This is a genomic window from Virgibacillus kekensis, from assembly GCF_042654125.1.
Classification (GTDB): domain Bacteria; phylum Bacillota; class Bacilli; order Bacillales; family Amphibacillaceae; genus Lentibacillus; species Lentibacillus kekensis.
Map to the genome: position 1 here is coordinate 702,386 of NZ_JBHSFU010000004.1, position 25,277 is coordinate 727,662.

The 25,277-nt window shown below is 44.7% G+C and carries 23 protein-coding genes; all 23 read right to left on the bottom strand.

Translation table 11 applies throughout. The features are described 5' to 3' along the window. Positions 1-143: 143 nt before the first annotated feature. Positions 144-1,259, bottom strand: a complete 1,116-nt coding sequence (wecB, locus tag ACFO3D_RS07640) for a non-hydrolyzing UDP-N-acetylglucosamine 2-epimerase (RefSeq protein ID WP_390294430.1) — start codon at positions 1,257-1,259, stop codon at positions 144-146. A 16-nt stretch (positions 1,260-1,275) separates the two neighbouring features. Further along, on the bottom strand, positions 1,276-1,905 hold the full coding sequence (upp, locus tag ACFO3D_RS07645) for a uracil phosphoribosyltransferase (protein ID WP_390294432.1): 630 nt from the start codon (positions 1,903-1,905) through the stop codon (positions 1,276-1,278). A gap of 387 nt (positions 1,906-2,292) precedes the next feature. After that, entirely contained in the window at positions 2,293-3,528 is a 1,236-nt protein-coding gene (locus tag ACFO3D_RS07650) for a serine hydroxymethyltransferase (RefSeq protein ID WP_390294434.1), read from the bottom strand. Positions 3,529-3,549: 21 nt separating this feature from the next. Continuing rightward, positions 3,550-4,122 (bottom strand): TIGR01440 family protein, encoded by a 573-nt coding sequence (locus ACFO3D_RS07655; protein WP_390295486.1) that lies wholly within the window; start codon positions 4,120-4,122, stop codon positions 3,550-3,552. Positions 4,123-4,155: 33 nt separating this feature from the next. After that, the gene (rpiB, locus tag ACFO3D_RS07660; RefSeq protein ID WP_390294436.1) at positions 4,156-4,593 is read right to left on the bottom strand and encodes a ribose 5-phosphate isomerase B; all 438 of its coding nucleotides are present in this window, start codon (positions 4,591-4,593) and stop codon (positions 4,156-4,158) included. A 61-nt stretch (positions 4,594-4,654) separates the two neighbouring features. Then, positions 4,655-5,269, bottom strand: coding sequence for an arsenate reductase/protein-tyrosine-phosphatase family protein (locus ACFO3D_RS07665; RefSeq protein ID WP_390294438.1), 615 nt, complete (start codon positions 5,267-5,269; stop codon positions 4,655-4,657). 146 nt (positions 5,270-5,415) lie between these two features. Then, the gene (locus ACFO3D_RS07670; RefSeq protein ID WP_390294440.1) at positions 5,416-5,970 is read right to left on the bottom strand and encodes a manganese efflux pump MntP; all 555 of its coding nucleotides are present in this window, start codon (positions 5,968-5,970) and stop codon (positions 5,416-5,418) included. Between the two features lie 60 nt (positions 5,971-6,030). Further along, positions 6,031-7,056 (bottom strand): L-threonylcarbamoyladenylate synthase, encoded by a 1,026-nt coding sequence (locus ACFO3D_RS07675; RefSeq protein WP_390294442.1) that lies wholly within the window; start codon positions 7,054-7,056, stop codon positions 6,031-6,033. Positions 7,057-7,354: 298 nt separating this feature from the next. Next, positions 7,355-7,756, bottom strand: coding sequence for a GNAT family N-acetyltransferase (locus ACFO3D_RS07680; protein WP_390294444.1), 402 nt, complete (start codon positions 7,754-7,756; stop codon positions 7,355-7,357). Between the two features lie 56 nt (positions 7,757-7,812). Continuing rightward, on the bottom strand, positions 7,813-8,424 hold the full coding sequence (spoIIR, locus tag ACFO3D_RS07685) for a stage II sporulation protein R (protein WP_390294446.1): 612 nt from the start codon (positions 8,422-8,424) through the stop codon (positions 7,813-7,815). Positions 8,425-8,496: 72 nt separating this feature from the next. Next, the gene (prmC, locus tag ACFO3D_RS07690) at positions 8,497-9,348 is read right to left on the bottom strand and encodes a peptide chain release factor N(5)-glutamine methyltransferase (protein ID WP_390294448.1); all 852 of its coding nucleotides are present in this window, start codon (positions 9,346-9,348) and stop codon (positions 8,497-8,499) included. Positions 9,349-9,351: 3 nt separating this feature from the next. After that, the gene (gene prfA, locus ACFO3D_RS07695; protein ID WP_390294450.1) at positions 9,352-10,422 is read right to left on the bottom strand and encodes a peptide chain release factor 1; all 1,071 of its coding nucleotides are present in this window, start codon (positions 10,420-10,422) and stop codon (positions 9,352-9,354) included. A 733-nt stretch (positions 10,423-11,155) separates the two neighbouring features. Further along, positions 11,156-11,779: a thymidine kinase gene (locus tag ACFO3D_RS07700; RefSeq protein WP_390294452.1), complete on the bottom strand. Its 624-nt coding sequence runs from the start codon at positions 11,777-11,779 to the stop codon at positions 11,156-11,158. Between the two features lie 184 nt (positions 11,780-11,963). Then, positions 11,964-12,209, bottom strand: a complete 246-nt coding sequence (locus ACFO3D_RS07705) for a type B 50S ribosomal protein L31 (RefSeq protein ID WP_390294454.1) — start codon at positions 12,207-12,209, stop codon at positions 11,964-11,966. A gap of 178 nt (positions 12,210-12,387) precedes the next feature. Next, positions 12,388-13,668: a transcription termination factor Rho gene (gene rho, locus ACFO3D_RS07710; protein WP_390294456.1), complete on the bottom strand. Its 1,281-nt coding sequence runs from the start codon at positions 13,666-13,668 to the stop codon at positions 12,388-12,390. 399 nt (positions 13,669-14,067) lie between these two features. Beyond that, positions 14,068-15,051, bottom strand: coding sequence for a class II fructose-bisphosphatase (glpX, locus tag ACFO3D_RS07715; protein WP_390294458.1), 984 nt, complete (start codon positions 15,049-15,051; stop codon positions 14,068-14,070). Positions 15,052-15,287: 236 nt separating this feature from the next. Continuing rightward, entirely contained in the window at positions 15,288-16,574 is a 1,287-nt protein-coding gene (locus ACFO3D_RS07720) for a UDP-N-acetylglucosamine 1-carboxyvinyltransferase (RefSeq protein ID WP_390294460.1), read from the bottom strand. A gap of 234 nt (positions 16,575-16,808) precedes the next feature. Further along, complete coding sequence (fsa, locus tag ACFO3D_RS07725) at positions 16,809-17,450, bottom strand: fructose-6-phosphate aldolase (protein ID WP_390294462.1); 642 nt, start codon at positions 17,448-17,450, stop codon at positions 16,809-16,811. A gap of 141 nt (positions 17,451-17,591) precedes the next feature. Beyond that, positions 17,592-18,455 (bottom strand): class II fructose-1,6-bisphosphate aldolase, encoded by an 864-nt coding sequence (gene fba / locus ACFO3D_RS07730; RefSeq protein WP_390294464.1) that lies wholly within the window; start codon positions 18,453-18,455, stop codon positions 17,592-17,594. A 189-nt stretch (positions 18,456-18,644) separates the two neighbouring features. Continuing rightward, complete coding sequence (locus ACFO3D_RS07735; protein ID WP_390294466.1) at positions 18,645-19,025, bottom strand: response regulator; 381 nt, start codon at positions 19,023-19,025, stop codon at positions 18,645-18,647. Positions 19,026-19,230: 205 nt separating this feature from the next. Then, a complete protein-coding gene (locus ACFO3D_RS07740) occupies positions 19,231-20,829 on the bottom strand; it encodes a CTP synthase (RefSeq protein WP_390294468.1) in 1,599 nt (532 codons plus the stop codon). Positions 20,830-21,034: 205 nt separating this feature from the next. Beyond that, positions 21,035-21,574 carry a DNA-directed RNA polymerase subunit delta gene (gene rpoE, locus ACFO3D_RS07745; protein WP_390294470.1) on the bottom strand — a complete coding sequence of 180 codons (540 nt, stop codon included), beginning with the start codon at positions 21,572-21,574 and terminating at the stop codon, positions 21,035-21,037. A 336-nt stretch (positions 21,575-21,910) separates the two neighbouring features. Continuing rightward, positions 21,911-25,150 (bottom strand): fused isobutyryl-CoA mutase/GTPase IcmF, encoded by a 3,240-nt coding sequence (icmF, locus tag ACFO3D_RS07750; protein WP_390294472.1) that lies wholly within the window; start codon positions 25,148-25,150, stop codon positions 21,911-21,913. Between the last annotated feature and the right edge of the window lie 127 nt (positions 25,151-25,277).

Here is a 25,277-nt window from a genome sequence, read left to right on the forward strand (position 1 = left end):
TCTCCTTTTTAATAACTGGACGTGTCTGCTTAGTGTGCGGAGAAAGTTGGCAATTCATTCATATGGTGAATGTGCTTATTAACGTGGTTAATGTGCTTGATTGGTAAATGAAAAAATCCAGCACCTGGCTGGATTCTTCATAATTATCTATTAAAATACTCCACGATTGCGTCGGCAATTTTACGGGAAGCTTCCCCGTCGCCATATGGATTGGATGCTTTTGCCATTTTATCATGGGCCTCATCATCACTAAGTAGTTCGTTAGCCATGTTGAAGATGTTCTCCTCATCGGTACCAGCAAGTTTAAGCGTGCCGGCTTCGATACCTTCTGGACGTTCGGTAGTATTCCGCAGTACTAATACTGGTACACCAAGTGAAGGGGCCTCTTCCTGTACTCCGCCTGAATCGGTCATAATCAAATGTGCGCGGGCGGCAAAGTTATGAAAGTCGACAACGCCGAGTGGTTCAATAAGCTGAATACGATCGTCATTGCCTAGGATTTCCTTGGCAGTCTGCTGTACAACCGGGTTTAAGTGGACCGGGTAAATTACCTGAACATCGTCATGTGTTTCGACAAGTCGCTTGATTGCCCGGAACATCTGCTGCATGTTGTTACCCAAATTTTCTCGGCGGTGTGCGGTCATCAGCACCAGACGTTTGTCTCCAAGTGAATCAATAATCGGGCTGGAGTAATCATCATCTACTGTTGTTTTCAGGGCATCAATTGCAGTATTGCCAGTAACGAAAATACGGTCGGCTGGTTTATTTTCATCTAGCAGATTTTGCTTCGATTTATCAGTCGGAGCAAAATGAAGGTCAGCCATAACGCCAGTCAATTGACGATTCATTTCCTCAGGGTATGGTGAATACTTGTCCCATGTACGTAGACCAGCTTCGACATGCCCAACAGCAATCTGGTTATAGTATGCCGCCATTGACGCAGCAAATGTGGTGGTCGTATCGCCATGAACAAGCACAATATCAGGTTCTGTTTCCTTCATTACCTCGTCAAGTCCTTCAAGAGCGCGTGTCGTGATTTGGGCCAGGGACTGTTTCTTTTTCATGATGTCCAAATCAAAGTCAGGAGTGATATCAAAAATATCAAGTACCTGATCGAGCATTTCACGGTGCTGCGCAGTGACAGTGACAATTGGTTCGAATTCGTCCGGCCGTTTTTTAAGTTCAAGAACAAGTGGAGCCATTTTGATTGCTTCCGGCCGCGTTCCAAATATAGTCATTACCTTCAGACGCTTACTCAATTTATTCACCCCGTTTTTATTTTGTTCCAAACAATCGGTCGCCGGCATCGCCGAGTCCCGGAATGATATAACCTTTTTCGTCCAGTTTTTCATCAAGTGCAGCCAGATAGATATCAACGTCCGGGTGCTCTTTCTGAATGACTTCCACACCCTCTGGTGCAGCGATCAGGCACATCAGACGGATTTGTTTTGCCCCACGTTTTTTCAATGAATGAATCGCATCGTTGGCAGATCCGCCGGTAGCGAGCATTGGATCGATAACAATCAGTTCACGGTCTTCGATGTCAGAAGGAAGTTTTATATAATATTCGACCGGTGTTAGTGTTTCCGGGTCACGGTAAAGCCCAACATGACCAACTTTTGCAGCTGGAATAAGTTTCAGCATTCCGTCTACCATGCCAAGTCCGGCACGGAGAATAGGAATAAGTCCGATTTTTTTACCGGCAAGTACTTTCGTTTTTGTTTCCATTACCGGTGTATTGATGGTGCCTTCCTGAAGCGGAAGATTACGTGTAATTTCAAATGCCATCAGCATGGCAACCTCGTCAACTAACTCGCGGAATTCTTTTGTTCCGGTCCTTTTATCTCTTATGTACGTTAGCTTATGTTGGATTAACGGATGATCCAGTACTAGCACATTTCCCATTAGCGATCACTCCTTAATTATTAGTTGCATCCTTTGAATTGTACTCAAAATAAACCAAGCTTTCAAGTGTAGGGGGTGTGACGAAAATTGGAAGTCCTCTCGAGCAGCGATGACCGGGTATTGCCCAGTGATCAACGCCAGACTTTAAGTTCTTTTTCAGCGAATTTCAGTTTTATCCGTGGTTGTTTGGGGTATATCCGTGAATCTCAGTGGTATATCCGCGTATCACTAGGATATATCCGTGTATCACTAGGATATATCCGTGTAACTCGGTGTTTATCCGTGGTTCTCCCCCATATATCCGCATACCTCCAAATATTCGCCTCGGTCGAAATTTCAGTGCACAGCAAAAAGACCGACTACTTATCGAGCCGGTCTTTTTTTACATTATGCATACAGTGGGAACTTGCTGGTCAGTGCTTTAACGCGGTCAGCCGCTTCCTGAAGTTTTGCTTCGTCGTCGTGATTTCTTAGGGTGAATGACATAATGGAAGCAATTTCTTTCATTTCGGTTTCAGTAAAGCCGCGAGTGGTAACTGCTGCAGTACCAATACGGATACCACTGGTTACAAACGGGCTTTCTGTATCGAACGGGATTGTATTTTTATTGGTAGTGATGCCAATATCATCGAGAACCTTCTCGGCGATTTTACCAGTCAGTTCAAGTGGTGTTACGTCTAGCAGTAACAGATGGTTATCAGTTCCACCTGAAACGATGCGGACACCTTCTTCAACTAGCGCCTCACCCAATGCCTTCGCATTTTTCACGATTTGCTGGCTGTAGGTTTTGAAATCGTCAGAAAGTGCTTCGTTAAATGAAGTTGCTTTTGCTGCAATCACATGCATCAATGGACCACCCTGCATGCCAGGGAATACTGATTTATCGACTTTCTTGGCATACTCTTCTTTGCAAAGAATCATACCGCCGCGTGGGCCGCGTAACGTTTTATGTGTTGTAGTAGTCACAAAATCTGCATATGGAACTGGGTTAGAATGAAGCCCAGTTGCGACTAAACCAGCAATATGCGCCATATCGACCATCAGATACGCGTCAACAGCATCGGCGATCTCACGGAATTTGGCGAAGTTGATATCACGGGAATATGCACTTGCGCCGGTAACGATCAATTTAGGCTTTACTTCTTTTGCCTTTTCGAGAACGGCATCATAATCAAGTGTCTCAGTCTCTTTGTCCACACCATAGTCCACGAAGTTATAAAGCTTTCCGCTGAAGTTAACCGGACTTCCATGGGTAAGGTGTCCGCCATGATTCAGGTTCATTCCGAGCACTGTGTCCCCTGGTTCCAGCACGGTGAAGTATACGGCCATGTTAGCCTGTGCGCCGGAGTGCGGCTGAACATTGGCATGCTCTGCTCCGAATAATTCTTTCGCACGGTCACGCGCAAGGTTTTCGACAACATCGACGAACTCACAGCCGCCGTAATAGCGCTTACCTGGATAACCTTCTGCATATTTGTTGGTAAGAACAGAACCCATTGCCTCCATAACAGCTTCAGATACAAAGTTTTCGGACGCGATTAATTCAATTTTGTCCTGCTGACGCTTCTTCTCATCCTGAATTGCTTCGTACAGTTCCTTGTCTGTTTGTTTCACATGTTCCATTGTAATCACCCCTGTAATGTATTAAGTGCAGCGTTTGTTTACTTCGGTGTCTTTATAGACTGCGCGTTCGCCCCCGATAAGTTTCGGACGGGTCCGTGCTGCGGTAACCCGCGCATTGCCGATGTCTCGTTTCTCAAACCGGAGCGGAACGGCTACCCGCTTCAAATGCATACCGATCATTGTTTCACCGATATCCATCCCGGCATGGGCTGTAATAGTTTCTACAACCACTGGGTTATTCATATTTTTATAGGCAAAAGCGGCCATGGAACCTCCTGCAGTTCTGACCGGAATTGCTGAAACCTCATCAAGACGGTATTCCTTCATAGTTTCTTTTTCCACTACAAGTGCCCGGTTCAGATGTTCACAGCATTGAAAAGCAAGCTGAATACCGGACTCCTGTTGGAGCTTTTGAAAGGAGTCGAACAGCCCTTCGGCAATATCCTCGCTGCCAGATGTGCCGATGTGCTTACCTGCCACTTCACTGGTAGAGCAACCAATCACAAACAGGTCGCCCCGGTTCAAATGACCACTTTTTATCCATTCCGAAATAACAGCGTCAGCATCATGCCTGACCTGCTCGATCAGTTCCATCATCACTCACCTGCCTGTATCAGCATTGGATTATTAACTTTCGTATTCAGTAACTTTTCCAACCCGTTTTTCATGTCGGCCGCCGTCAAATTCGGTTTCGAGCCATGTTTTGGCAATTTCCCGGCCAAGACCTGGTCCGATAACTCGCTCACCCATTGCCAGAATGTTGGAATCATTGTGCTGACGGGTCAGTTTGGCTGTATAAACGTCGTGGACGAGCGCACAACGGATGCCTTTTACTTTATTGGCTGCAATGGACATGCCAATGCCTGTACCACAGATAAAGATTCCCCGGTCAAATTCACCGTTGGCAACACGTTCCGCTGCGGGCAGTGCATAGTCCGGGTAGTCAACAGATGTCTCGCATGAGCATCCGGTATCCTCATACTCAATATTCATTTCCTCAAGCAGACTTTTCACTTCATTACGGATTGTCATGCCTGCATGGTCTGCTGTTACAATAACCTTCATTGTCAATCACTCCTTGTGGGTCATGTCGTTAGTTTTATTATGCATGAAAACCGTGAATAGTTTAAGCGTTATCCTTTTTTATTTTTTTGTCGAGTACATCAATATATTTTTCCAGTTCATCGAGGGTTTCCTGATAGGTTCTGAGGTCCCCGCCAAACGGATCGGAAATGTCATAATTAATCAGATTCGACTCAAGCTGTTGGATATGCTTGATATCGTCCCGGAACTTCTTCTCAATTTCTGCCTCCAGACGGTAATTATCCAGCTCGTGCTGATTGTTATGGATAAATTGGGAGCGTTTTTCCTCGTAATCGGCATATGCTTTTTTGAGTTCATCCCAGACTTTTTTGTCAGAGTCAGAGACGTATTCTTTTAATGTATAATATTTTTCCTGGAAATTGGGGTATTCTAATATCAGCGACTGCTTGTGCTGGGTCGTCATGGTGATGACTAAATCTGCCCAGTGAAGCAGTTTTTCGGTAACTGGCTGGGATTTCGAATCCAGCGAAATACCTTTTTGTTGCAGTGCTTCGATTGCATTGTTGTTGGGCCGCTGATTGCGACCGGCAAAAATTCCTGCCGATTGGACCTCGACACCGCTTATTTTATGCTTAACCAATGCTTCCGCCATCGGACTGCGGCATGTGTTTCCTGTACATACAAACAATATTTTCATATTGGAAACCTCCAATGAAATAAATCCACAATCAAACTATATCATAGATTTAAGGTTAATGTCAGACAATTACGCTGCTCAAATCGCGCAAATTTATATCTGTAATTGTGCCCAATAAAAAAGACTTTCTGCCTAGACAGAAAATCTTATCCGAATAATATTTTTAATCCGAATGCGCACAGGATGCTTCCGCCGAGAATTTCGCTGTAAGCACCCAGCAACCCGTGAACTTTTCTGCCAAGAATCATTCCAGCCCACGTCAGTACCATACTGGCTGCACCAAACAGCAGAAGGGCGATGACCGTCTTGACCTCTGAGAGACCTAGGCTGAGGCCGACCGAGAAACTGTCGAGGCTAACACTCAGGGCAAAAAAGAATAACCCTGCCCCAACTGGCTGTACCAGCTTTTTTGTACCATGATTAAACGCAGAAAAAATCATCTGGGCTCCAATCCCAACCAGTAACAGCCCGCCAATCAGGTTAGCCATGTTACCAATTTGGGTTGAGATAACCTGACCCAGGACAATTCCCAAAAACGGCATAAGCATATGAAATAGACCAATGACCATTCCCACTACCGCAATCCGTTTCAGTCGTACTTCCTGCATCCCTAGTCCAAGACTGACAGAGAATGCGTCCATTCCAAGTGCAATTGCCATAAACCCCAGCGATACAACATCGCCCAACTGATAGATAGACATCCAGTTTCCTCCTCGGACATGCTAATTCATTCTATGCATGTCCCAGGGAATATATGTCAATCAGTCCTTTAAAAAGTGGGTAGCTGCTTTTTCAAGCCGGTTCATAATCGCCTGGCCAATACCTGCTTCAGGAAATGTTTCACATAAAATAAGATCGACATCGCCGGTTTTAAATTCCCTTAGTGCGTCGTACATACCTGAAGCCACCTCATTCAGTGACGTGCCAAGCGGAATAATTCGATCGGCTTCTAAGCGTTGAGCTGTATCGCTGCTAGCCATAACACCTACTTTTTTTCCATTGGCTCGCTCATTAATGACTATATTTTGAATTCGCTCGGATGAACCGGCCACCAGCCACATTGGGACTTCCGGTGCATAGTGGGTATATTTCATACCTGGCGCTTTTGGCTGCCCTTCTTTTCCTGCAAGTGCGGGATCGACCATTACCGTACCTACTGCTACTTCCAACTGCTCCCTTGTAACACCACCTGGACGGAGGATAATCGGTAATTCTTGTGTACAATCGACTACCGTGGATTCCACACCGAGTCCGGTTGGGCCTCCATCAACAAGGCATGCAATTTTTCCGTTCAAATCACTCCAGACATGGTCGGCAGTTGTCGGGCTTGGCCGTCCGGAAATATTGGCGCTTGGCGCGGCAACTGGTATATTGCATTCTTTCAGCAGTTGTTGGGCTACAGGATGGTCTGGAATCCGCACCCCAATTGTGGATAAACCTGCAGTTACGTTAGTAGCACACGTCCCATTGCTTGGAAGAACCAGTGTAAGCGGGCCAGGAGTGAATGTATCGATCAGTTTTTCAGCAACTGCTGGAAGATGGCTGACAAGTTTCTGCAACTGTGATTTTGTAGCGACGTGCGCAATCAGTGGATTGTCTTCGGGACGCCCTTTTGCCCGAAAAATCCCTGATACCGCCGATTCATTTGTCGCATCGGCGCCAAGTCCGTACACGGTTTCAGTCGGAAAAGCCACCGTCTGTCCTTCTTTTAAAAGAACTGCAGCCTTTTTAATTACTTGTGTATTTTCAACTGGATCAGTCACTGTCCATCGTTTTGTCTCTACCATCGTTGTCCCTCTTTTCTACCGTTAATTTTAGACGATGGTCCTTTTTTTCGCAAAAAAATAAGTCCTCTGTATGTTGTGCACAGGGTTATCCACAAAATAAAAAAATAAGCATCCCTTCTGGAATAGGAGAACTATTCCAATTCTGGTGGGATTGCTTATTTAAAAAAGGAGTATAGTTGCCGACTTTTAACCGGCTGGTTGAACAACTTATCTACAGATTGTTAATAACTTTCCCTGAATATACACACGTTCTGAACAGGTTACACACAAATTTCTGTTGATAACTGTGAATAAGTCCTCAGGAAACCTGATAAGACCACCAATTTCCACTCTTTGCGGGGTACTTATCCACTAAAACGCTGTCTTTCTGTGGATAGAACTGTAGTGATTCCAGTAAAACATCGACCATTGGCTGGTGACTGTGGACAAATACTTCCCTGGCTTCCTGTTTTTTGGCGAGTGCTAAAACTGATTCAACTAGGACGGGCAATAATGCTGCAGCATTTTTTGTCACGTACAGTTGTTTCAGCCAATAGATTTCATCGTCAAATGAATCAAGGACGAAGCACCCTTCAATTTTATCGTTAAGTTCCACGATATATCCAATCTGTAAAAGAAGATCGGTTTTTACTTCAGGGTTGCTCTGGAAAAAGCATTCAAGTTTCTCTTCGGATGCCTGGTTTGCTGGAATAAGTTTCATATAATCACCTCATTGATTGGATTGTTTTCTAGCATTTTATGCGGAAACTATAAAATCTATGACCAGCCGAACCATTCAAAAAGGAAAAACTTCACTTCTGTCTCTTTCTCTTTTTTCTCAAGCTTCTCTTCTTTCTTCTCATCAAGTGGTTCTACACTTGCTACACTCGTACCATTTGAAAAGTCTAGGAAACATAGCGGCGGAAATAGTACACACCACCAGTTCGCTCCGTTCCCTTTACCTAGCGTAATGAGTACTGCTTCATATTCGCCTGGCGGGTACATGTAAGAGCCGTACAATTTTGCCGGGAATGTTACGTTTTTCCCATATTCTACTTCATACTGCTGTTGTTTACCTTCCCTTTCCAGCGTCTCACCGACTATTTTCTGGATTTCAGGAATTCGATTGTTAATTAGTTTACGTGCTTCATCTATATCCTTAATATTTTTCACCCATTTGGAAATAACCGCATTTACCTCGTCACGGACCGTCCGCTTCAGTTCCTGATCAGCTTTATTGTTGCTGTTTGCCAGGATTCGCAACCGAATCGCATCGTCCGGGATAACTTTGATTTCGGCTTGTGAACTTGCCTCATTGCTGAAACTTTGAACGGGTATAATTAGTAAAACAGAAAATAGTATAATTGCGATAACAGCCAGTTTCCTCACTGTAAAAAACCCCTCTCCAACTGATTTACAAACAGTATGGACAGGGGGTAATTTTTTTAAACTATCATTCTATTAAAATTTTAATTCTGCTTTTACGATACGGTCTTTTTTGTTGATGTCCTGGATGATTTGAATGCTGCTTTGCGGGAATTCACGTTTGATTAGACTGCTGACCGCGTCGCCCTGTTCATGTCCAATTTCGAAAAATACCTGGGCGCCGGGTTCGCTGACATTTTTCAGGTGTGCAGTTATTTTTTTATAGGCAGCAAGCCCGTTATCCTCCGCGAACAATGCGAGCTCAGGATCAAAGTCCTTCACAGTGTCCGACAGTTCTTTTTCCTCCGACCGGGAAATGTATGGGGGATTGGAAACGATTATGTCTGCTTTTTCCCCGTGAAACGGTTTTAGAAAATCACCCTGCCGGAATTGGACATTAGCATTTAATGATTCAGCGTTCCGGCGCGCTATTGTGAGCGCGTGATCTGAAATGTCGGATGCATAGACAGTCGCATGGGGGATTTCTAGCGCGAGAGTAATTGCGATAATTCCACTCCCCGTTCCGATATCTATAATGGTATGGGGTGTGGCTGGCGCCGACTTAATAACCTGCTGAACGAGCTCCTCGGTCTCAGGCCTTGGAATCAGCGTGTGCTCATTCACCCGGAATTTTCTGCCGTAAAAATATTCATACCCGATAAGGTGCTGGATTGGAATACCAGTTTCGGCGTGTTTTTTTACCGCTGCTTCAAACTGCGAAATAACGGCCGGCGGTACTGGGTCGTGCATCCGCATATAAAATTCTGAGCGAGACACCTCCATATAATGTTGGAGGAGCAATTCAGCCACGCGCGGCTCCCGGTTATGCTCTTCTAAAAAAAGAGAAGCCCATCGAAGGACTTCATGCTGTTTGGATTCTTTTTTCATCTATTATTCACCAATTTGCTCAAGTTTTTTAGCTTGTTCTTCCATTGTCAGCGCATCGACAAACTCATCAATTTTCCCTTCCATAATCTGATCAAGCTTTTGAATAGTCAGCCCGATACGGTGATCGGTTACCCGATTTTGCGGATAATTATACGTACGGATCCGCTCCGAACGGTCACCTGTACCCACTGCAGATTTACGACTTTCATCGTATTCAGCCTGTGCTTCCTGCTGAAATTTATCATAGATACGGGCGCGCAGAACTTTCATCGCTTTTTCTTTATTCTTAATCTGTGATTTCTCATCCTGAATTGATACCACAATTCCAGTCGGCTCGTGGGTCAGACGGACAGCAGACATGGTGGTGTTAACACTCTGCCCGCCTGGTCCGCTGGATGCAAATGTATCCACACGGATATCTTTTTCGTGGACCTCGACTTCCACTTCTTCCGCTTCCGGCAGAACCGCCACAGTAGCTGTTGAAGTATGGATGCGTCCGCCAGATTCCGTCTCTGGCACACGCTGCACGCGGTGTGCACCATTCTCGTATTTAAGTTTGGAATACGCGCCAGTACCTTTAATCAGGAAAATAATTTCCTTATAGCCACCGACACCAGTCGTGTTCGCTTCCATAACTTCCGTTTTCCAGCCCTGACTCTCGGCGTAACGAGAATACATGCGGTAAAGGTCCCCCGCGAACAGCGCGGCCTCGTCCCCGCCAGCTGCACCGCGGATTTCCATGAACACGTCCTTATCGTCGTTCGGATCCTTAGGTAAAAGAAGAACCTTCATCTTCTCTTCTAATTCGGTTTTGGATTCTTTTAATTCATCAATCTCCATCTTGACCATTTCCTGCATTTCATCGTCAAGATTATCATCAAGCATTGTTTTCGCATCGTCCAACTGTGTCGTTACATCTTTATATTCGCGGTACGCCTGAACAACATCCTCAAGGCCTGCCTGCTCCTTCGAGTACTCGCGCAATTTCTTCGTGTCACTGATTACGTCCGGATCACTAAGTAATTCATTCAATTTATTGTAGCGCTGCTCCAAAGTTTGTAAACGGTCTAACACCACGGTCACCTCTTTCTGATTAACAGTATAATTATAGTATACTCACTAAGGCAGGTCAAAATTATTGAGAATGGGATGCGTGGGGTGGAGTGGGTGCGCTGCTTCACTTAATTCAGCGCACACAGCCTTTTTATCAGCGAACATGCTCTACTCAGCCTTTCAGCTACGAATGTATTTAAAATGATACCAAACAAGAGGCTGGGACATAACTTTAACTTAACATTTTAAAGACGAACGAATTAGGCACGAAGCATTATAATGTTATCTTTTTATAGTTGGATTTTATTTCAAAGTTGATAGAAACTGTGACATAACAGCCGTACCTACCGCTACGTCAGAATACTTCGCTTTCCGGGGGCACGGCCTCAGCCTCCTCGCGGAACGAACGCCGCTGCGGGGTCTTCGGACTCGTGCTGTTCCCCCAGGAGTCTACGCATTCTGCCTGCGCTAATAAGCGTTTGGCGTTGATATAAGTATAAATCAACTTCAACCCAGCGACGGAAATACATGGAGACTCCAGCGGGAAAAGCAACAGCTGAAAATCCCGCAGGAAGTGGTCTTCTTCCGAGGAAGTTGAAGCGTTGCCCGCGGAAAGCGGAATGTATTTCCGGAGCGAAGCTACGAGTTACGTCGCAGTTTATAGTTAATACGAAGTCAAGCTAACATAAAAACTCGAACTATCTTATGAAGATAGTTCGGGTTATTACATAACTTATACACTCTTGTCCCAGCCTCATCGTAACGAAAGCTTGGATAATGTTTTTACCACCCGGTTACTGGGTTTGTTCGGCACCTCATGATGGTGACGGCAGCGTGGTTCGTATGATTCGGATGCGCCGACCAGAATGACTGGGTCGTCGTAAGATGCTGGTTCCCCGTTGATCAGGCGCTGGGTGCGGCTGGCTGGTGATCCACAAACTGGGCAGATTGCGTTCAGTTTGGTGACTGATTCGCTCAGGGCCATCAGCTTTGGCACGGGACCGAATGGTTCGCCCCGGAAGTCAGTATCCAGGCCAGCGATTATTACGCGGATACCCTGGTTGGCCAGTTCGTCTGCGACAGCGACAACATTTTCATCAAAAAATTGTACTTCATCGATTCCGATCACGTCGACTTCATTATCTATATCTTCAAGAATTTCATCAGAATTCTTTACTGGGCGGGCAATTGTTGATGTTCCATTATGTGACACGACTGCATCGTCGGAGTACCGGTCATCAATTGCCGGTTTGTATACACGTACTGCAAGATTACCGTATGTGGCGCGGCGGACACGGCGGATCAGTTCCTCTGATTTACCGGAAAACATACTTCCGCAGATCACCTCTACCCAACCGCTTTGTTTCATTACATACATGAACGGAATCTCCCTTCAACCTAATAATTATTATGTATTTATATCAGTTTACCACTATTTTCGATTAGAAAACTCAAGGTTCGACTTTTTTTTTGGCGAAAAACCTAAAAATGAAAGTAAAAAAACAGGCAAAGTTAGACAATTTGCCTGTTTTTCTTATAAATGAAGTTATTGGCTAGGCCAATTAGTTCATATTATATTTTTTCTTGAATCGGTCTACACGGCCGCCGACTTTATCAGCTTTTTGCTTACCTGTGTAGAATGGATGTGAATCTGAGCTGATTTCAACACGGATTAATGGGTAAGTGTTGCCATCTTCCCATTCGATTGTCTCTTCAGAGTTCTGTGTTGATCCGCTCAAGAATTTAAAGTCTGAGCTAGTATCTAGAAATACAACTTTTCTGTATTCCGGATGAATTTCCTTTTTCATGTCTTTCCACTCCTTTTTGCCCTGAATCCTTTGAAACAGAGTTATTGTAAGAGCCGTCATAGGTGCGATACCTTATCTAAACTCACATAAAAAGATTATAACAGTCCGTAAAGCTTATTGCAATAGCAAAGTAACTTCCAAGTACTGTGTGATCAGGCTGCCCACTTACCGAAAAAAATTACTTTTTCGTGCCGCGACGGGTCATATCCTCCTCCATCTGCTGGAAGAATTCTTCGTTGTTTTTCGACGCCTTCATTCGTTTCAGGAACCGGTCGAGGAAATTGTGCGAATCCTGCATGGTTTTGCGGACTGCCCATATTTTATCCAGATGACCTTTTGAGACAAGAAGCTCTTCTTTTCGAGTCCCTGATTTAAGAATGTCGATTGCCGGGAATATCCGTCGTTCAGCAAGATTCCTGTCAAGGTGAAGCTCCATGTTACCTGTTCCCTTGAACTCTTCATAAATAACATCATCCATACGGGAGCCTGTATCGACAAGCGCAGTTGCCAGAATGGTGAAGCTTCCGCCTTCCTCGATGTTACGTGCTGCACCAAAGAACCGTTTTGGACGATGAAAGGCAGCAGGGTCGATACCGCCGGACAACGTACGTCCGCTTGGCGGGATTACAAGGTTATATGCACGTGCAAGGCGTGTAATACTATCCATCAGAACGATAACATCATGCTTATGCTCAACCAGGCGCATCGCCCGCTCGAGTACCAATTCGGATACCTTGATGTGGTTTTCCGGTACTTCATCAAATGTAGAGCTGACAACGTCTACATCAGGATGTACGGAGCGTTCAATATCGGTTACTTCCTCAGGACGCTCGTCCACCAGCAGGATAATCAGCTTGGCATCAGGATGGTTTGCAGAGATACTGTTGGCAATCTCCTTCAACAATACTGTTTTACCAGCTTTTGGCGGTGCTACGATCAATCCACGCTGTCCGAATCCGACAGGCGTCATCAAGTCGATGATGCGTGTTGAAAGTTTTCTCGTGTCCTGTTCAAGCTTCATCAGCCGATCAGGATATAAAGCTGTTAGTGCTGGAAAATGCACACGTTCTTTAGCTGTTTCCGGATCTTCACCGTTGACAGCATCGACATGCAGAAGGCCGTAATAACGCTCATTTTCTTTCGGGGGGCGTACTTTTCCGGATACCTTATCACCATTTCTTAAATCGAAACGGCGGATTTGTGAAGCGGAAATATAGATGTCTTCTGCGCTTGGAGAATAATTGATGGGGCGTAAAAATCCGAAGCCCTCGGACGGAATGATTTCAAGTACTCCATCCATAAACAGGAATCCATCTTTTTCTGCCTGCGCTTTTAAAATAGCAAAGATAAGTTCACGTTTTGTCAGTTTTGCATAATAAGATACCTTATACTCACGTGCAAGAGCATATACTTCTTTCAAAGTTAATGACTCCAGGTGAGAAATCGATAATTCAGCCATTAAATCACCACGCCTATTCATTTTTACATTTTATAATAGAAAATAGAAAATAATATTAGAGATATGAGAACAAAAACACTCTGAAAACTGACCTTTCACCAGACTATGTAAAGCAGTAAAAGGTATTGAAACTGTATCCATTAAACAGCAGACTTCCATTAGTAAACACATTTTATTAAATTGTATGAATGGTTTTTTCTATCAGAAGTGAAGAGTTGTTGGAAGCTAGAATAGAAGTTTATTTATTTTATAAACTATAATAACCAATCTTCTGGTGGATTAAACATCTACAATCATACCTGTTTGCGTCATAACATTCAACTCTATATTTAATTTTAGAAGTTAATGGATAATTGAATTAGAAGGAAGCCGGAGATAATGGCTTCCTTCGTTGTTGTTTTAATTATTGTTTCCTTCGGGTTCCATCACGAGGTTTGGTTTTTTCTTTAAGCTGTGGTCACCGTCGATGAAACGGACAGTACCACTTTTCGCACGCATAACCACTGTTTGGGTAGTGGCCTTTGTGCCTTTAAACTGGACACCCTGGAGGAGTTCCCCGTCAGTTACGCCGGTTGCAGCGAAAATTGCATCGTCCCCGCCACAAAAGTCATCCATGTAGAATACTTTGTCCAGGTTTTCGATACCCATTTTCTTGCAGCGTTCCCGTTCTTCATCGTTGGACGGAATCAATTTACCCTGTATTTCACCGCCAAGGCATTTTAACGCTACTGCTGCCAGGACACCTTCTGGAGCGCCACCGATACCGAATAAAATATCAACACCGGTGTCGTCGAAAGCTGTGTTCATTGCTGCAGCTACATCACCATCCGGAATTAGTTTGATCCGTGCGCCTGCTTCGCGGATTTCTTCAATCAATTCAGCATGACGTGGACGATCAAGCACAATTGCAACAAGGTCTTCTATTTCTTTATTTTTAGCCTTGGCAACTGCTTTCAGGTTATCTAGTGTGGAGGCATTGATGTCAACCTCACCAACCGCTTCAGGTCCTACAGCAATCTTCTGCATGTACATGTCAGGCGCGTGAAGGAGGGTTTTATGGTCAGCAATCGCAATTACTGCAAGTGCGTTCCATGTCCCCTGTGCAACAATGTTGGTACCTTCAAGCGGATCAACTGCAACGTCAACCTGTGGGCCGGAGCCGGTTCCGAGTTTCTCGCCTATATAAAGCATTGGCGCCTCATCCATCTCACCTTCTCCGATAACAACTGTGCCCTGCATCGGAATTGTATCAAAAACGTCACGCATTGCGGAGGTTGCTGCATCATCGGCTTCTTCTTTTTTGCCTCGTCCCATCCAGCGTGCAGACTTAAGCGCTGCAGCCTCCGTTACGCGAACTATTTCCATTGTTAAACTTCTTTCCATCGTATCTCTCTCCCTTATAAAATAATACCCTCATCCCAAGAAGATATTAAACTATGGAGATTGTATGGTAGAGCAATTTGTTTTGGTAAAAAAAAGGCGGATACCGTAGCTTTTTTCTATGTGGGCTACGTAGATTTTTCCAGTCGCTTCCGCTTTCTTAGTCTAGCTCAAACGCCCAGCGACTAGTGAGACTTCCCTCGCCTCTGTACGTCGCTTAACGGACGTTTTCGCTTTCTCTACGAATTTTGAAATTGCTCTACTTCTTTTTCTGTCATGTCTTCACGCCAAACGTTGGCACCGAGGTCGATGAGTTTATCTGTTAATTTTTCGTAACCCCGATCGATATGTTCGAGTCCGGTAATCTCGGTGATTCCGTTTGCCATTAAACCGGCAATGACGAGCGCTGCGCCTGCACGGAGGTCGGTTGCCTTCACCCGCGCACCTTCCAGCTGAACCGGTCCTGATACAATCGCTGAGCCGCCTTCCACTTTTATTATAGCATTCATTCGCCGAAGTTCGTCGATATGTTTCATGCGGGCAGAATAAATTGTGTCTGTTACAACCCCAGTGTTTAGTGCTTTCGTCAGGAGGGTTGTAAATGGCTGCTGCAGATCGGTCGGAAATCCGGGGTAGACTAGCGTCTTAATATCGACACTCTTCAGCGGATTTCTCGGCGCAATATAAAGCTGTTCGTCGCTTTCTTCCACCGTAACACCCATTTCCCGTAGTTTCGCGAGTACAGACTCGAGATGCTGAGAAATGACGTTGTCGATAATGACTTCTTTACCCTGGGCCGCTGCTGCGATTGCATACGTGCCCGCTTCAATCCGGTCAGGAATGATGGTATGACGACACCCGTGCAGTGAAGGAACTCCTTCTATCCGGATGACATCCGTTCCAACACCTTTAATCTTGGCACCCATGTTGGTGAGCAGTGTCGCAACATCAATGATCTCAGGCTCTTTTGCAGCATTTTCAATCACTGTCCGGCCTTTTGCCTTAACGGCCGCGAGCATAATATTGATTGTAGCACCGACACTTACGACATCAAGATAAATTCGGGCGCCGCGTAGTTCTTTAGCCCGTAGATAAATTGCTCCCTGTTCATTGGTTACTTCGGCTCCGAGTGCCTCGAATCCTTTAATATGCTGATCGATCGGACGCGGTCCAAGATGACAACCGCCTGGTAGCCCGATTACTGCCTGATTGAACTTACCAAGCATCGCACCCATAAAGTAGTAGGAAGCACGAAGCTTTTTCACTTTCCCATTCGGCAGCGGCATGGAGATCATATTCTCCGGGTTAATATGCACCGTCTGCCCGTCCCAACTGACTTTGCCGCCGATTTCCTCCAGCAGCCCGCCAAGTGTGACTACATCCGATATTTCCGGCAGCCCTTCAATTGTTACCGTGGAATCAGCCAAAAGTGCTGCTGGCAAGAGTGCCACCGCACTATTTTTGGCCCCGTTAATTTTAACTTTTCCATTCAGCAGATGTCCGCCTTCAACTAACATTTTCTGCATGTGGAGCACCTCACTTTTTGACGCAGAGGACGTCTTTTCCGGTCAAGCCCGCGAAATCTCACGAGAATAACCGTCTTTGTTGTTAGAATACTTGGCTTCTTGACCAAGCCTCATAACGAAACATTAGCAGTACTAAACGAGCAAAGAAAGTCTTAACACTTTCCTTACTTTATCCAAGAACAAATTTCCTTTTGTTTCCTCTTATATTGCACAATTTTACCAATTACATGCACGTTATTTTTGTTTATTCCAGTCTGCCAGGAATTTTTCAATGCCCTGGTCGGTCAGTGGATGTTTTACCAGCTGGCCAAGAACTTTGTAAGGTATAGTCGCGATATGTGCTCCATTTAAGGAAGCATCAATAACATGCAGCGGGTGTCTGATTGATGCAGCGATGATTTCTGTGCCAATATCATGGAGGTCAAAAATCTGCGCAATCGTCGCAATCAGGTCCATTCCGTCATGGCCGATATCATCCAGGCGTCCCAGGAACGGAGATACGTAAGTTGCACCAGCGCGTGCAGCAAGCAATGCCTGGTTCGCATTGAAAATAAGTGTCACGTTTGTTTTGATATTCAGATCGCTGAAAGCTTTAACTGCTTTCAGGCCTTCTAGTGTCATTGGGACTTTTACCGTGATGTTTGGTGCAATTGCCGCTAGTTCTTTTCCTTCTTTAATCATACCCTCAGCATCTTCAGAAATAACTTCGGCACTGACTGAGCCGGATACTTCTTCTGTAATTTCCTTCAGGCGATCATGAAAAGAAACACCTTCTTTGGCGACAAGACTTGGGTTTGTTGTTACTCCTGCAAGAATGCCAAGTTCGTTTGCGGAGCGGATTTCGTCAATGTTTGCTGTATCGATAAAAAATTTCATCGTTATGAGCCCTCGCTTTCTTTACTGATATTAAGAAGGTTGCCAGGCTTTCACCCGAGTCCGCTTGAAGGAGGTGATATGGCCTGGCACCTATTTGCGGGCATTAATCCATATATATGTACGGATTGCCCCATCTATTAATTAAGCTTGGTTGGAAGAACCAAATTCGCGCATCTTACCGATTACTGTTTCTTTGATTGCGTCGCGGCTTGGTCCAAGATATTTACGCGGATCATAAAGATCCGGCTTTTCATTAAGTACTTCACGGACTTTATTCGCTTGAGCAATCTGATTTTCTGTATTTACATTAATTTTTGCGGAGCCAAGTGAGATGGCACGTTTGATATCTTTTGTAGGGATACCAGTACCTCCATGGAGAACTAATGGAACATTGGTGAGGTTCATAACCTCTTCCATGCGGTCAAAGCCTAGGTTTGGTTCACCTTTGTATGGACCATGAACAGAACCTAGTGCTGGTGCAAAGCAGTCCACGTTTGTTTCCTTAACAAGACGCTCACACTCTTCCGGAATGGCATATGCAGCTTCCGCATCTTCAACGATAATATCGTCTTCTTGTCCACCAACACGGCCCAGTTCCGCCTCAACGGATACACCGTGGATATGTGCAAGCTCAACTACTTTCTTCGTCAGAGCAATGTTGTCATCGAGTGGTTCATGTGACGCATCAATCATAACTGATGTGAAACCAGCTTGGATTGCTTGGGCACATTTTTCAAAGCTTGAACCGTGGTCAAGATGGATTGCAACAGGAACTGTAGTACCATACTCTTCCATCAACGCTTTTACCATGGCGACTACTACTTTAAAGCCGCCCATATATTTCCCGGCACCTTCAGAAACACCAAGAATAACTGGTGATTTCTCTTCTTCAGCAGCCTGAAGAATGGCTTGGGCATATTCCATATTATTTAGGTTGAATTGGCCGACAGCATAGCCATTTTCTTTGCCTTTTTCGAGCATTCCTTTCATAGAAACTAACGGCATTTATATATCCTCCTCATAGATGTGCTCATCCACCTGAAAAATTTAACTACAGTATAAGAATACCAACAACAACGGCAAGTCGCAAGAACAAACAAAGCACGCAAAGTCCGGACAAAGCAAAAGAGCAGCTGGTCCGAAAACCAGCCACACTTTCAATTCTTTTTTTAACTTTGTTGAAATAAGTAATCGTTACCCCTTTACACTCATCAGTTCTTCCGCAATACCGCATACGTCCTGCACATTAAATGGTTTTGGGAGGACCTTTTTGACCAGGCTGAATCTTTGTGATTCTTTGATTATATCTTCTGCCAGACCACTCATTACTATGGTCGGGATATAGTAATTATCCCGGTCCAGTTGTTGAAGTACCTGAACCCCATCAACAACTGGCAATTTGTAGTCGAGCATAAGCAAATCAAATGATTCTTCATAGATAACATCCAGCGCTTCCTGCCCAGTTTGCACCGTCTTGACCTGGTAACCTTCATTGGAGAAAACTTCCTGAAGCAGTAATCTGATTCCAAGCTGGTCATCCACCACTAAGATCTTTTTTTCTGCTTTATTAATCATCCTCATCCCCACTCATATTTACTTCTGTAATCTAATTTCTACACTACCTTTGAATTTTCCTTCTTTTTAAAGAACATAATTTCAGAAAAACTTATTTTTTTGTAGAAAATATCCCAAAAAAAACACGAAAACCTAAACAGAGAACAGAATACACGTTCTCTATTTAGGTCTTTTGTCACGTTTTAAATAATGAGGGATTATCCCATTATTTTTCCACTACTGCACCGATAAAGCCATGGAACAGTGCCTGTGGTCTAGTTGGACGTGATTTGAATTCCGGATGGAACTGGCACGCGACAAACCATGGATGGTCTTCAATCTCAATTGTTTCAATTAGACGGCCATCGGGACTTGTACCGGAGAAAACAAATCCTTTTTCCTGCATTTGGTCGCGGAATTCATTATTAAATTCGTAGCGATGACGATGACGCTCATACACGATATCTGCCCCCTCATATGCCGCATGAGTTTTCGTGTCCTCTTTCAGTTTGCATGGATAAATTCCAAGGCGAAGGGTCCCGCCAAGGTCGGAAATATTTTTCTGTTCCGGCAGCAGGTCAATAATCGGATATGGTGTTTCCGGATTAATTTCAGCTGAATGCGCACCTTCAAGGCCAAGTACGTTACGAGCATATTCAACGGTTGCCAGCTGCATTCCCAGGCAAATACCGAAGAATGGAATTTTATTTTCCCTGGCATAACGGATTGCTTCAATTTTGCCTTCGATTCCCCTGTCACCAAATCCTCCTGGAACTAGGATTCCGTCAACCTTTTCAAGCTCCTGTTGGAGATCTTCTTTTTCAAGTTTTTCGGCATTAATCCAATTAATTTCAATATCTGTATCATAAGAAAAGCCGGCGTGTTTCAGTGATTCGACAACAGACAGATAGGCATCCGGCAATTCCACATACTTTCCGACAAGGCCAATGGTTACTGTCCGGGAAAGGTTGCGCACTTTGTCAACAAGCTGCTTCCATTCGCTCATGTCCGCTGTACTGCAATCCAATCCAAAATGATCGCATGTCAGTTGGTCGAGATTTTGTTCCTGTAGTGCAATTGGCACCTGATACAATGTATCCGCATCGCGCATTTCGATTACAGCTTTTTCATTAATATCGCAGAACAGTGCAATTTTCTCTTTCATATCTTTACTGATCGGCAGTTCGGTACGCAAAACAATCGCGTCAGGCTGGATTCCCAGTGAGCGTAGCTCTTTCACACTGTGCTGGGTCGGTTTTGTTTTCATTTCACCAGCAGCTTTAATGTACGGAACGAGCGTACAGTGAACATACATCACATTGTCTTTTCCGATATCGCTCTTAATCTGACGGATCGCTTCAAGGAATGGCAGGGATTCGATGTCACCAACTGTACCGCCAATTTCGGTAATGACAACATCTGCTTTAGTCGCCTGTCCGGCACGAAAAACCTGTTCTTTGATTTCATTCGTGATATGCGGGATAACTTGTACAGTACCGCCAAGATAGTCACCGCGACGCTCTTTCTTGATGACACTTGAATATACTTTCCCGGTTGTAATGTTGCTGTATTTGGTCAGATTGATATCAATAAAACGTTCATAGTGACCGAGATCCAGATCAGTTTCCGCTCCATCTTCCGTGACAAATACCTCACCATGTTGGTATGGGCTCATAGTACCCGGGTCCACATTAATGTACGGGTCAAATTTCTGGATTGTCACCTTCAAACCTCTGTTTTTCAGCAGTCTTCCCAGTGAAGCTGCTGTAATCCCTTTTCCTAATGATGATACTACTCCGCCTGTAACAAAAATATACTTCGTCACTTTCATCCCTCATCTCTCTATATGAACTATTATGGTTAACTCATTCATTAATATGTTTCCAGGTCGCAGGGGGTAAGTACCTGCAAAAAATAAAAAAAGCGCCTCCCCCACGTGCGGGGGGAAACGCTTTTGAACGATCGAATTTAAAGAGCCCAATAAAAATTGTACTCATACCAGCTTAAAAAGTCAAGAGACCCTCTTGTAATTATTTATCGTCCTCTTCATCATCATCGGTATCATCGTTGTCATCATCAAGATCATCATCCAGATCTTCATCGTCGTCCTCAATGAAATCATCATCGTCAAAGTCATCGACTTCATCTTCGTCGTCGTCAGCCGGGTCCACGAATTTATCGGTAAGAATCTCGATGTTATCATCAACAACATCCAGATCTTCTTCCACTTCAGGCTGTTCTTTTTTAACTTCTTTTTTCTTTTTCTTAGCTTTTTTCTTCTTCTTAGGAGCAGCGATAACTTCCTCATCTGTCTGCTCGACCGGATACCAGCGTTTCAGTCCCCAAACACTGGAACCTATTGACATGAACCGTCCGTCAACTGTCAGGTCTGTATAGAACTGTGCAAGGTTTTCCTCTTTTTGTTCTTCGGTAAATCCTTTGAAATCGGCAACCTCTTTGTAGATTTTACGGAAATCCACGGCCTTTTTCTTCTCCGATAAGATCATGTTTGCCAGTTCAATCATTGGCGTTGTTTGTAGTTCTTCGCGGCTGTATTTTTTCAAGCTCACGTTACCGCACTCCCTTTTTTCATGTATTAAGGCTTTCGCCTGCTGACTTTATTGTAAGTATTACTTAAGCGTGTAATTTCAAGTGGATAAATCACACCGACCCTTTCCTAATTGCTAAACCACCAGGATATGTAAGCCGGGCACTCCATAAATCATACCATACATTATAAACAAATAATAACTTAATATGCCAGTAGTAACTACAAAAAAGTTGAGAAAAAAGGATTCTTTTCTCAACTCTTTTGCATCAATCGTAGTGGAAGACCATAGTGAAATAGTTCGAGTCACTACTCGGGGCCAACCGCGCCGTCTTCCAATAACGCTTACTTTATGGTGTTACATATTTCTTCTATATTGTCCGCCGACTTCGTATAGTGCGTTAGTGATTTGGCCGAGGCTTGCAAATCTGACAGTTTCCATCAGTTCTGCAAAAATGTTGCCTCCGGATGCGGCCACTTTTTTAAGACGGGATAATGCTTCGTCCGTCCTGTCTTTATGTGCATCCTGGAATCTACGCAGTTCGCTGATCTGATGTTCTTTTTCCTCTTTGGAAGCACGTGCAAGCTCCATGGAATTAATGTCATCTTCTGATGGCGGATTAGGACTTACATACGTGTTCACTCCGACAATCGGCAGTTCGCCTGAATGCTTCTTGCCTTCATAGTATAGTGACTCTTCCTGAATCTTGCCACGCTGGTATTGCCGTTCCATTGCACCCAGCACGCCGCCACGGTCATTCATTTTTTCAAATTCCTGAAGTACTGCTTCCTCCACAAGGTCAGTCAGCTCCTCAACAATAAATGAACCTTGCAGGGAATTTTCATTCTTCGTCAGACCGAACTCTTTGTTGATGATCATCTGAATTGCCATTGCCCGGCGGACGGACTCTTCAGTCGGAGTCGTGATTGCTTCATCATAAGCATTCGTATGCAGTGAATTGGTGTTGTCCTGAATTGCCAGAAGCGCCTGCAACGTTGTCCGGATATCGTTAAAGTCTATTTCCTGCGCGTGCAGGGAGCGTCCGGAAGTCTGAATATGATATTTCAGTTTCTGACTTCGTTCATTTGCACCGTATTTATCACGCATGGTGATTGCCCAAATTCTGCGCGCAACCCGGCCAATCACCGTATACTCCGGATCAAGTCCGTTTGAAAAGAAGAACGACAGGTTCGGCGCAAACTTGTTGATATCCATACCACGGCTCAAATAATACTCAACGTAAGTAAAACCGTTCGCCAGTGTGAAGGCAAGCTGTGTAATCGGATTCGCTCCAGCTTCCGCGATATGGTAGCCGGAGATGGATACAGAATAATAGTTGCGTACTTGCTTATCGATAAAGTACTGCTGGATATCACCCATCATGCGCAGGGCGAATTCAGTCGAGAAGATGCAGGTGTTCTGACCCTGGTCTTCTTTTAAAATATCCGCCTGAACCGTACCCCGAACAACGGAAATTGTTTCATTACACAGCTTTTCGTATTCTTCTTTATTAGGTTCGCGTCCATTTTCTTCCTTAAACTTCTCAACCTGCTGATCGATAGCGGTGTTGAAAAACATTGCAAGGATAATTGGTGCTGGGCCATTTATCGTCATGGAAACAGACGTCTTCGGATCGGTCAAATCAAAGCCATCGTACAGCTTTTTCATGTCCTCAAGTGTACATATACTTACACCACTTTCCCCGACTTTACCGTAAATATCAGGGCGTGGTGCCGGGTCTTCCCCGTACAATGTAACGGAGTCAAATGCTGTCGAAAGTCGTTTTGCTTCATCATCCTTCGACAGATAATGGAAACGACGGTTGGTCCGCTCCGGTGTTCCTTCGCCGGCGAACTGACGGGTTGGATCCTCACCTTTGCGCTTGAACGGGAATACTCCAGCGGTAAAAGGAAACGCACCAGGTACATTTTCTTTCATCAGCCAGCGCAGACGGTCACCCCAGTCGGCGTACTTCGGAAATGCAACTTTAGGGATTTTAAGACCGGCAAGCGATTCGGTGTTCAGATCCATCTCAATCTCTTTATCGCGAACTTTAAAGGTCATTTTGTCCTGACTGTACCGCTCTTTTGTCGCATCCCACGAATCGAGGAGTTTTTTGGCCGTTGAATCGAGCTTTTCTTCGGTTTCTTCAATTGCGTTATCGATCGTTCTAACGGTGTTTTCCTCATCAAGTACATCTTTAGCGCCATGCAGCTGGTACAACCTGCGTGCAGTTTCACTCTGTGTATCTGCATGCTTGTGATAGTTCCTTACGTGCTGGGCAATTTCGCGTAAATAATGGCGGCGTTCGTTTGTGATAATCAGATTTTGTTTTTCCGCAATTACGTTACGGTCGAAATCAATTTGCGTATCCCAGCTGTATTTCTCATTCAGCGTGTCAATCATTGATGCAAACAATGCGTTAGTTCCTGCATCATTAAATTGACTGGCAATCGTTCCGAAAACAGGGAACTTCTCTTTATCTGCATGGAACAGCATATGGCTACGTTCGTACTGCTTACGCACCTGGTTCAGGGCATCTTCAGAGCCTTTTTGTTCAAACTTATTGATTACAATAAAGTCAGCAAAGTCGATCATATCGATTTTTTCAAGCTGGGAAGGGGCACCGAATTCTGCAGTCATGACATACATGGAAAGGTCGGTTACATCAGTGATCGCAGCATCTCCCTGCCCAATACCACTTGTTTCAACAATAATAAAGTCAAACCCGGCTGCCCGCACTACATCGATGACGTCCTGAATTGCCTGTGAAAGTTCACTGCGGGATTCACGCGTAGCAAGTGAACGCATGTAAACCCGGTCAGTAAAGATAGCGTTCATGCGAATCCGGTCACCAAGCAGCGCACCACCGGTTTTCTTTTTCGTCGGATCAATTGAAATAACGGCGATTTTTTTATCCGGAATTTCATTGATGAAACGGCGGATCAATTCGTCAGTGAGCGAGCTTTTACCTGCGCCCCCTGTACCGGTGATACCAATCACTGGTGCTTTATTTGCCTTTTCGCGCAGTTCTTTCAAAAGCGTACGTTTATCTTCGTTATCATCACTGTGATTTTCCATGTAGGTGATAAACCGGGCAATTGCTTGACGGTCTCCTGCATGCAGTTTATCGCGGTCACTTTTCAGGTCAACCGGCGGAAGGAAATCACATTCCTCAAGCATAATATTGATCATGCCCTGCAGCCCGTATTTACGGCCATCTTCCGGAGAAAAAATCCAAGAGACACCGTAATCGTGCAGTTCCTTGATTTCACGCGGGATAATTACACCCCCGCCACCGCCATAAACGTTAATATGCTCAGCGCCAAGCTCTTTTAGCAGATCTATCATGTATTTAAAGTACTCGACGTGTCCCCCTTGATACGAGGAAATCGCAATCCCCTGCGCATCTTCCTGGATGGCGGCATGAACGACGTCCTCAACGGAGCGGTTGTGCCCCAGGTGGATTACCTCGGCACCGCTTGCCTGGAGGATACGCCGCATGATGTTTATGGACGCATCGTGCCCGTCGTATAGACTTGAGGCAGTGATAAAACGGACAGGATTTGTCGATTTGTATATGTTTGGTTGTTCCATTGTCATCCTCCTCTTTGAAATATAATTTACAGATTTTCAGCTTCAGAACGCTCGCTTTTCGCGGGCTCGCGCCAAGCCTCCTCGTCTGCTCATCCTTCGCAGACTGTGGGGTCTTGGACTGTCTCGC

What these genes read in the sequence shown, in the direction of transcription:
- upp (WP_390294432.1), bottom strand. Translation starts at nt 1,905, where the DNA reads ATGGGAAATGTGCTAGTACTGGATCATCCGTTAATCCAACATAAGCTA.
- ACFO3D_RS07650 (WP_390294434.1), bottom strand. Translation starts at nt 3,528, where the DNA reads ATGGAACATGTGAAACAAACAGACAAGGAACTGTACGAAGCAATTCAG.
- ACFO3D_RS07655 (WP_390295486.1), bottom strand. Translation starts at nt 4,122, where the DNA reads ATGGAACTGATCGAGCAGGTCAGGCATGATGCTGACGCTGTTATTTCG.
- rpiB (WP_390294436.1), bottom strand. Translation starts at nt 4,593, where the DNA reads ATGAAGGTTATTGTAACAGCAGACCATGCAGGCATGACAATCCGTAAT.
- ACFO3D_RS07665 (WP_390294438.1), bottom strand. Translation starts at nt 5,269, where the DNA reads ATGAAAATATTGTTTGTATGTACAGGAAACACATGCCGCAGTCCGATG.
- ACFO3D_RS07670 (WP_390294440.1), bottom strand. Translation starts at nt 5,970, where the DNA reads ATGTCTATCTATCAGTTGGGCGATGTTGTATCGCTGGGGTTTATGGCA.
- ACFO3D_RS07675 (WP_390294442.1), bottom strand. Translation starts at nt 7,056, where the DNA reads ATGGTAGAGACAAAACGATGGACAGTGACTGATCCAGTTGAAAATACA.
- ACFO3D_RS07680 (WP_390294444.1), bottom strand. Translation starts at nt 7,756, where the DNA reads ATGAAACTTATTCCAGCAAACCAGGCATCCGAAGAGAAACTTGAATGC.
- prmC (WP_390294448.1), bottom strand. Translation starts at nt 9,348, where the DNA reads ATGAAAAAAGAATCCAAACAGCATGAAGTCCTTCGATGGGCTTCTCTT.
- ACFO3D_RS07700 (WP_390294452.1), bottom strand. Translation starts at nt 11,779, where the DNA reads ATGTATGTAATGAAACAAAGCGGTTGGGTAGAGGTGATCTGCGGAAGT.
- ACFO3D_RS07705 (WP_390294454.1), bottom strand. Translation starts at nt 12,209, where the DNA reads ATGAAAAAGGAAATTCATCCGGAATACAGAAAAGTTGTATTTCTAGAT.
- rho (WP_390294456.1), bottom strand. Translation starts at nt 13,668, where the DNA reads ATGGCTGAATTATCGATTTCTCACCTGGAGTCATTAACTTTGAAAGAA.
- glpX (WP_390294458.1), bottom strand. Translation starts at nt 15,051, where the DNA reads ATGGAAAGAAGTTTAACAATGGAAATAGTTCGCGTAACGGAGGCTGCA.
- ACFO3D_RS07720 (WP_390294460.1), bottom strand. Translation starts at nt 16,574, where the DNA reads ATGCAGAAAATGTTAGTTGAAGGCGGACATCTGCTGAATGGAAAAGTT.
- fsa (WP_390294462.1), bottom strand. Translation starts at nt 17,450, where the DNA reads ATGAAATTTTTTATCGATACAGCAAACATTGACGAAATCCGCTCCGCA.
- fba (WP_390294464.1), bottom strand. Translation starts at nt 18,455, where the DNA reads ATGCCGTTAGTTTCTATGAAAGGAATGCTCGAAAAAGGCAAAGAAAAT.
- ACFO3D_RS07735 (WP_390294466.1), bottom strand. Translation starts at nt 19,025, where the DNA reads ATGATTAATAAAGCAGAAAAAAAGATCTTAGTGGTGGATGACCAGCTT.
- icmF (WP_390294472.1), bottom strand. Translation starts at nt 25,150, where the DNA reads ATGGAACAACCAAACATATACAAATCGACAAATCCTGTCCGTTTTATC.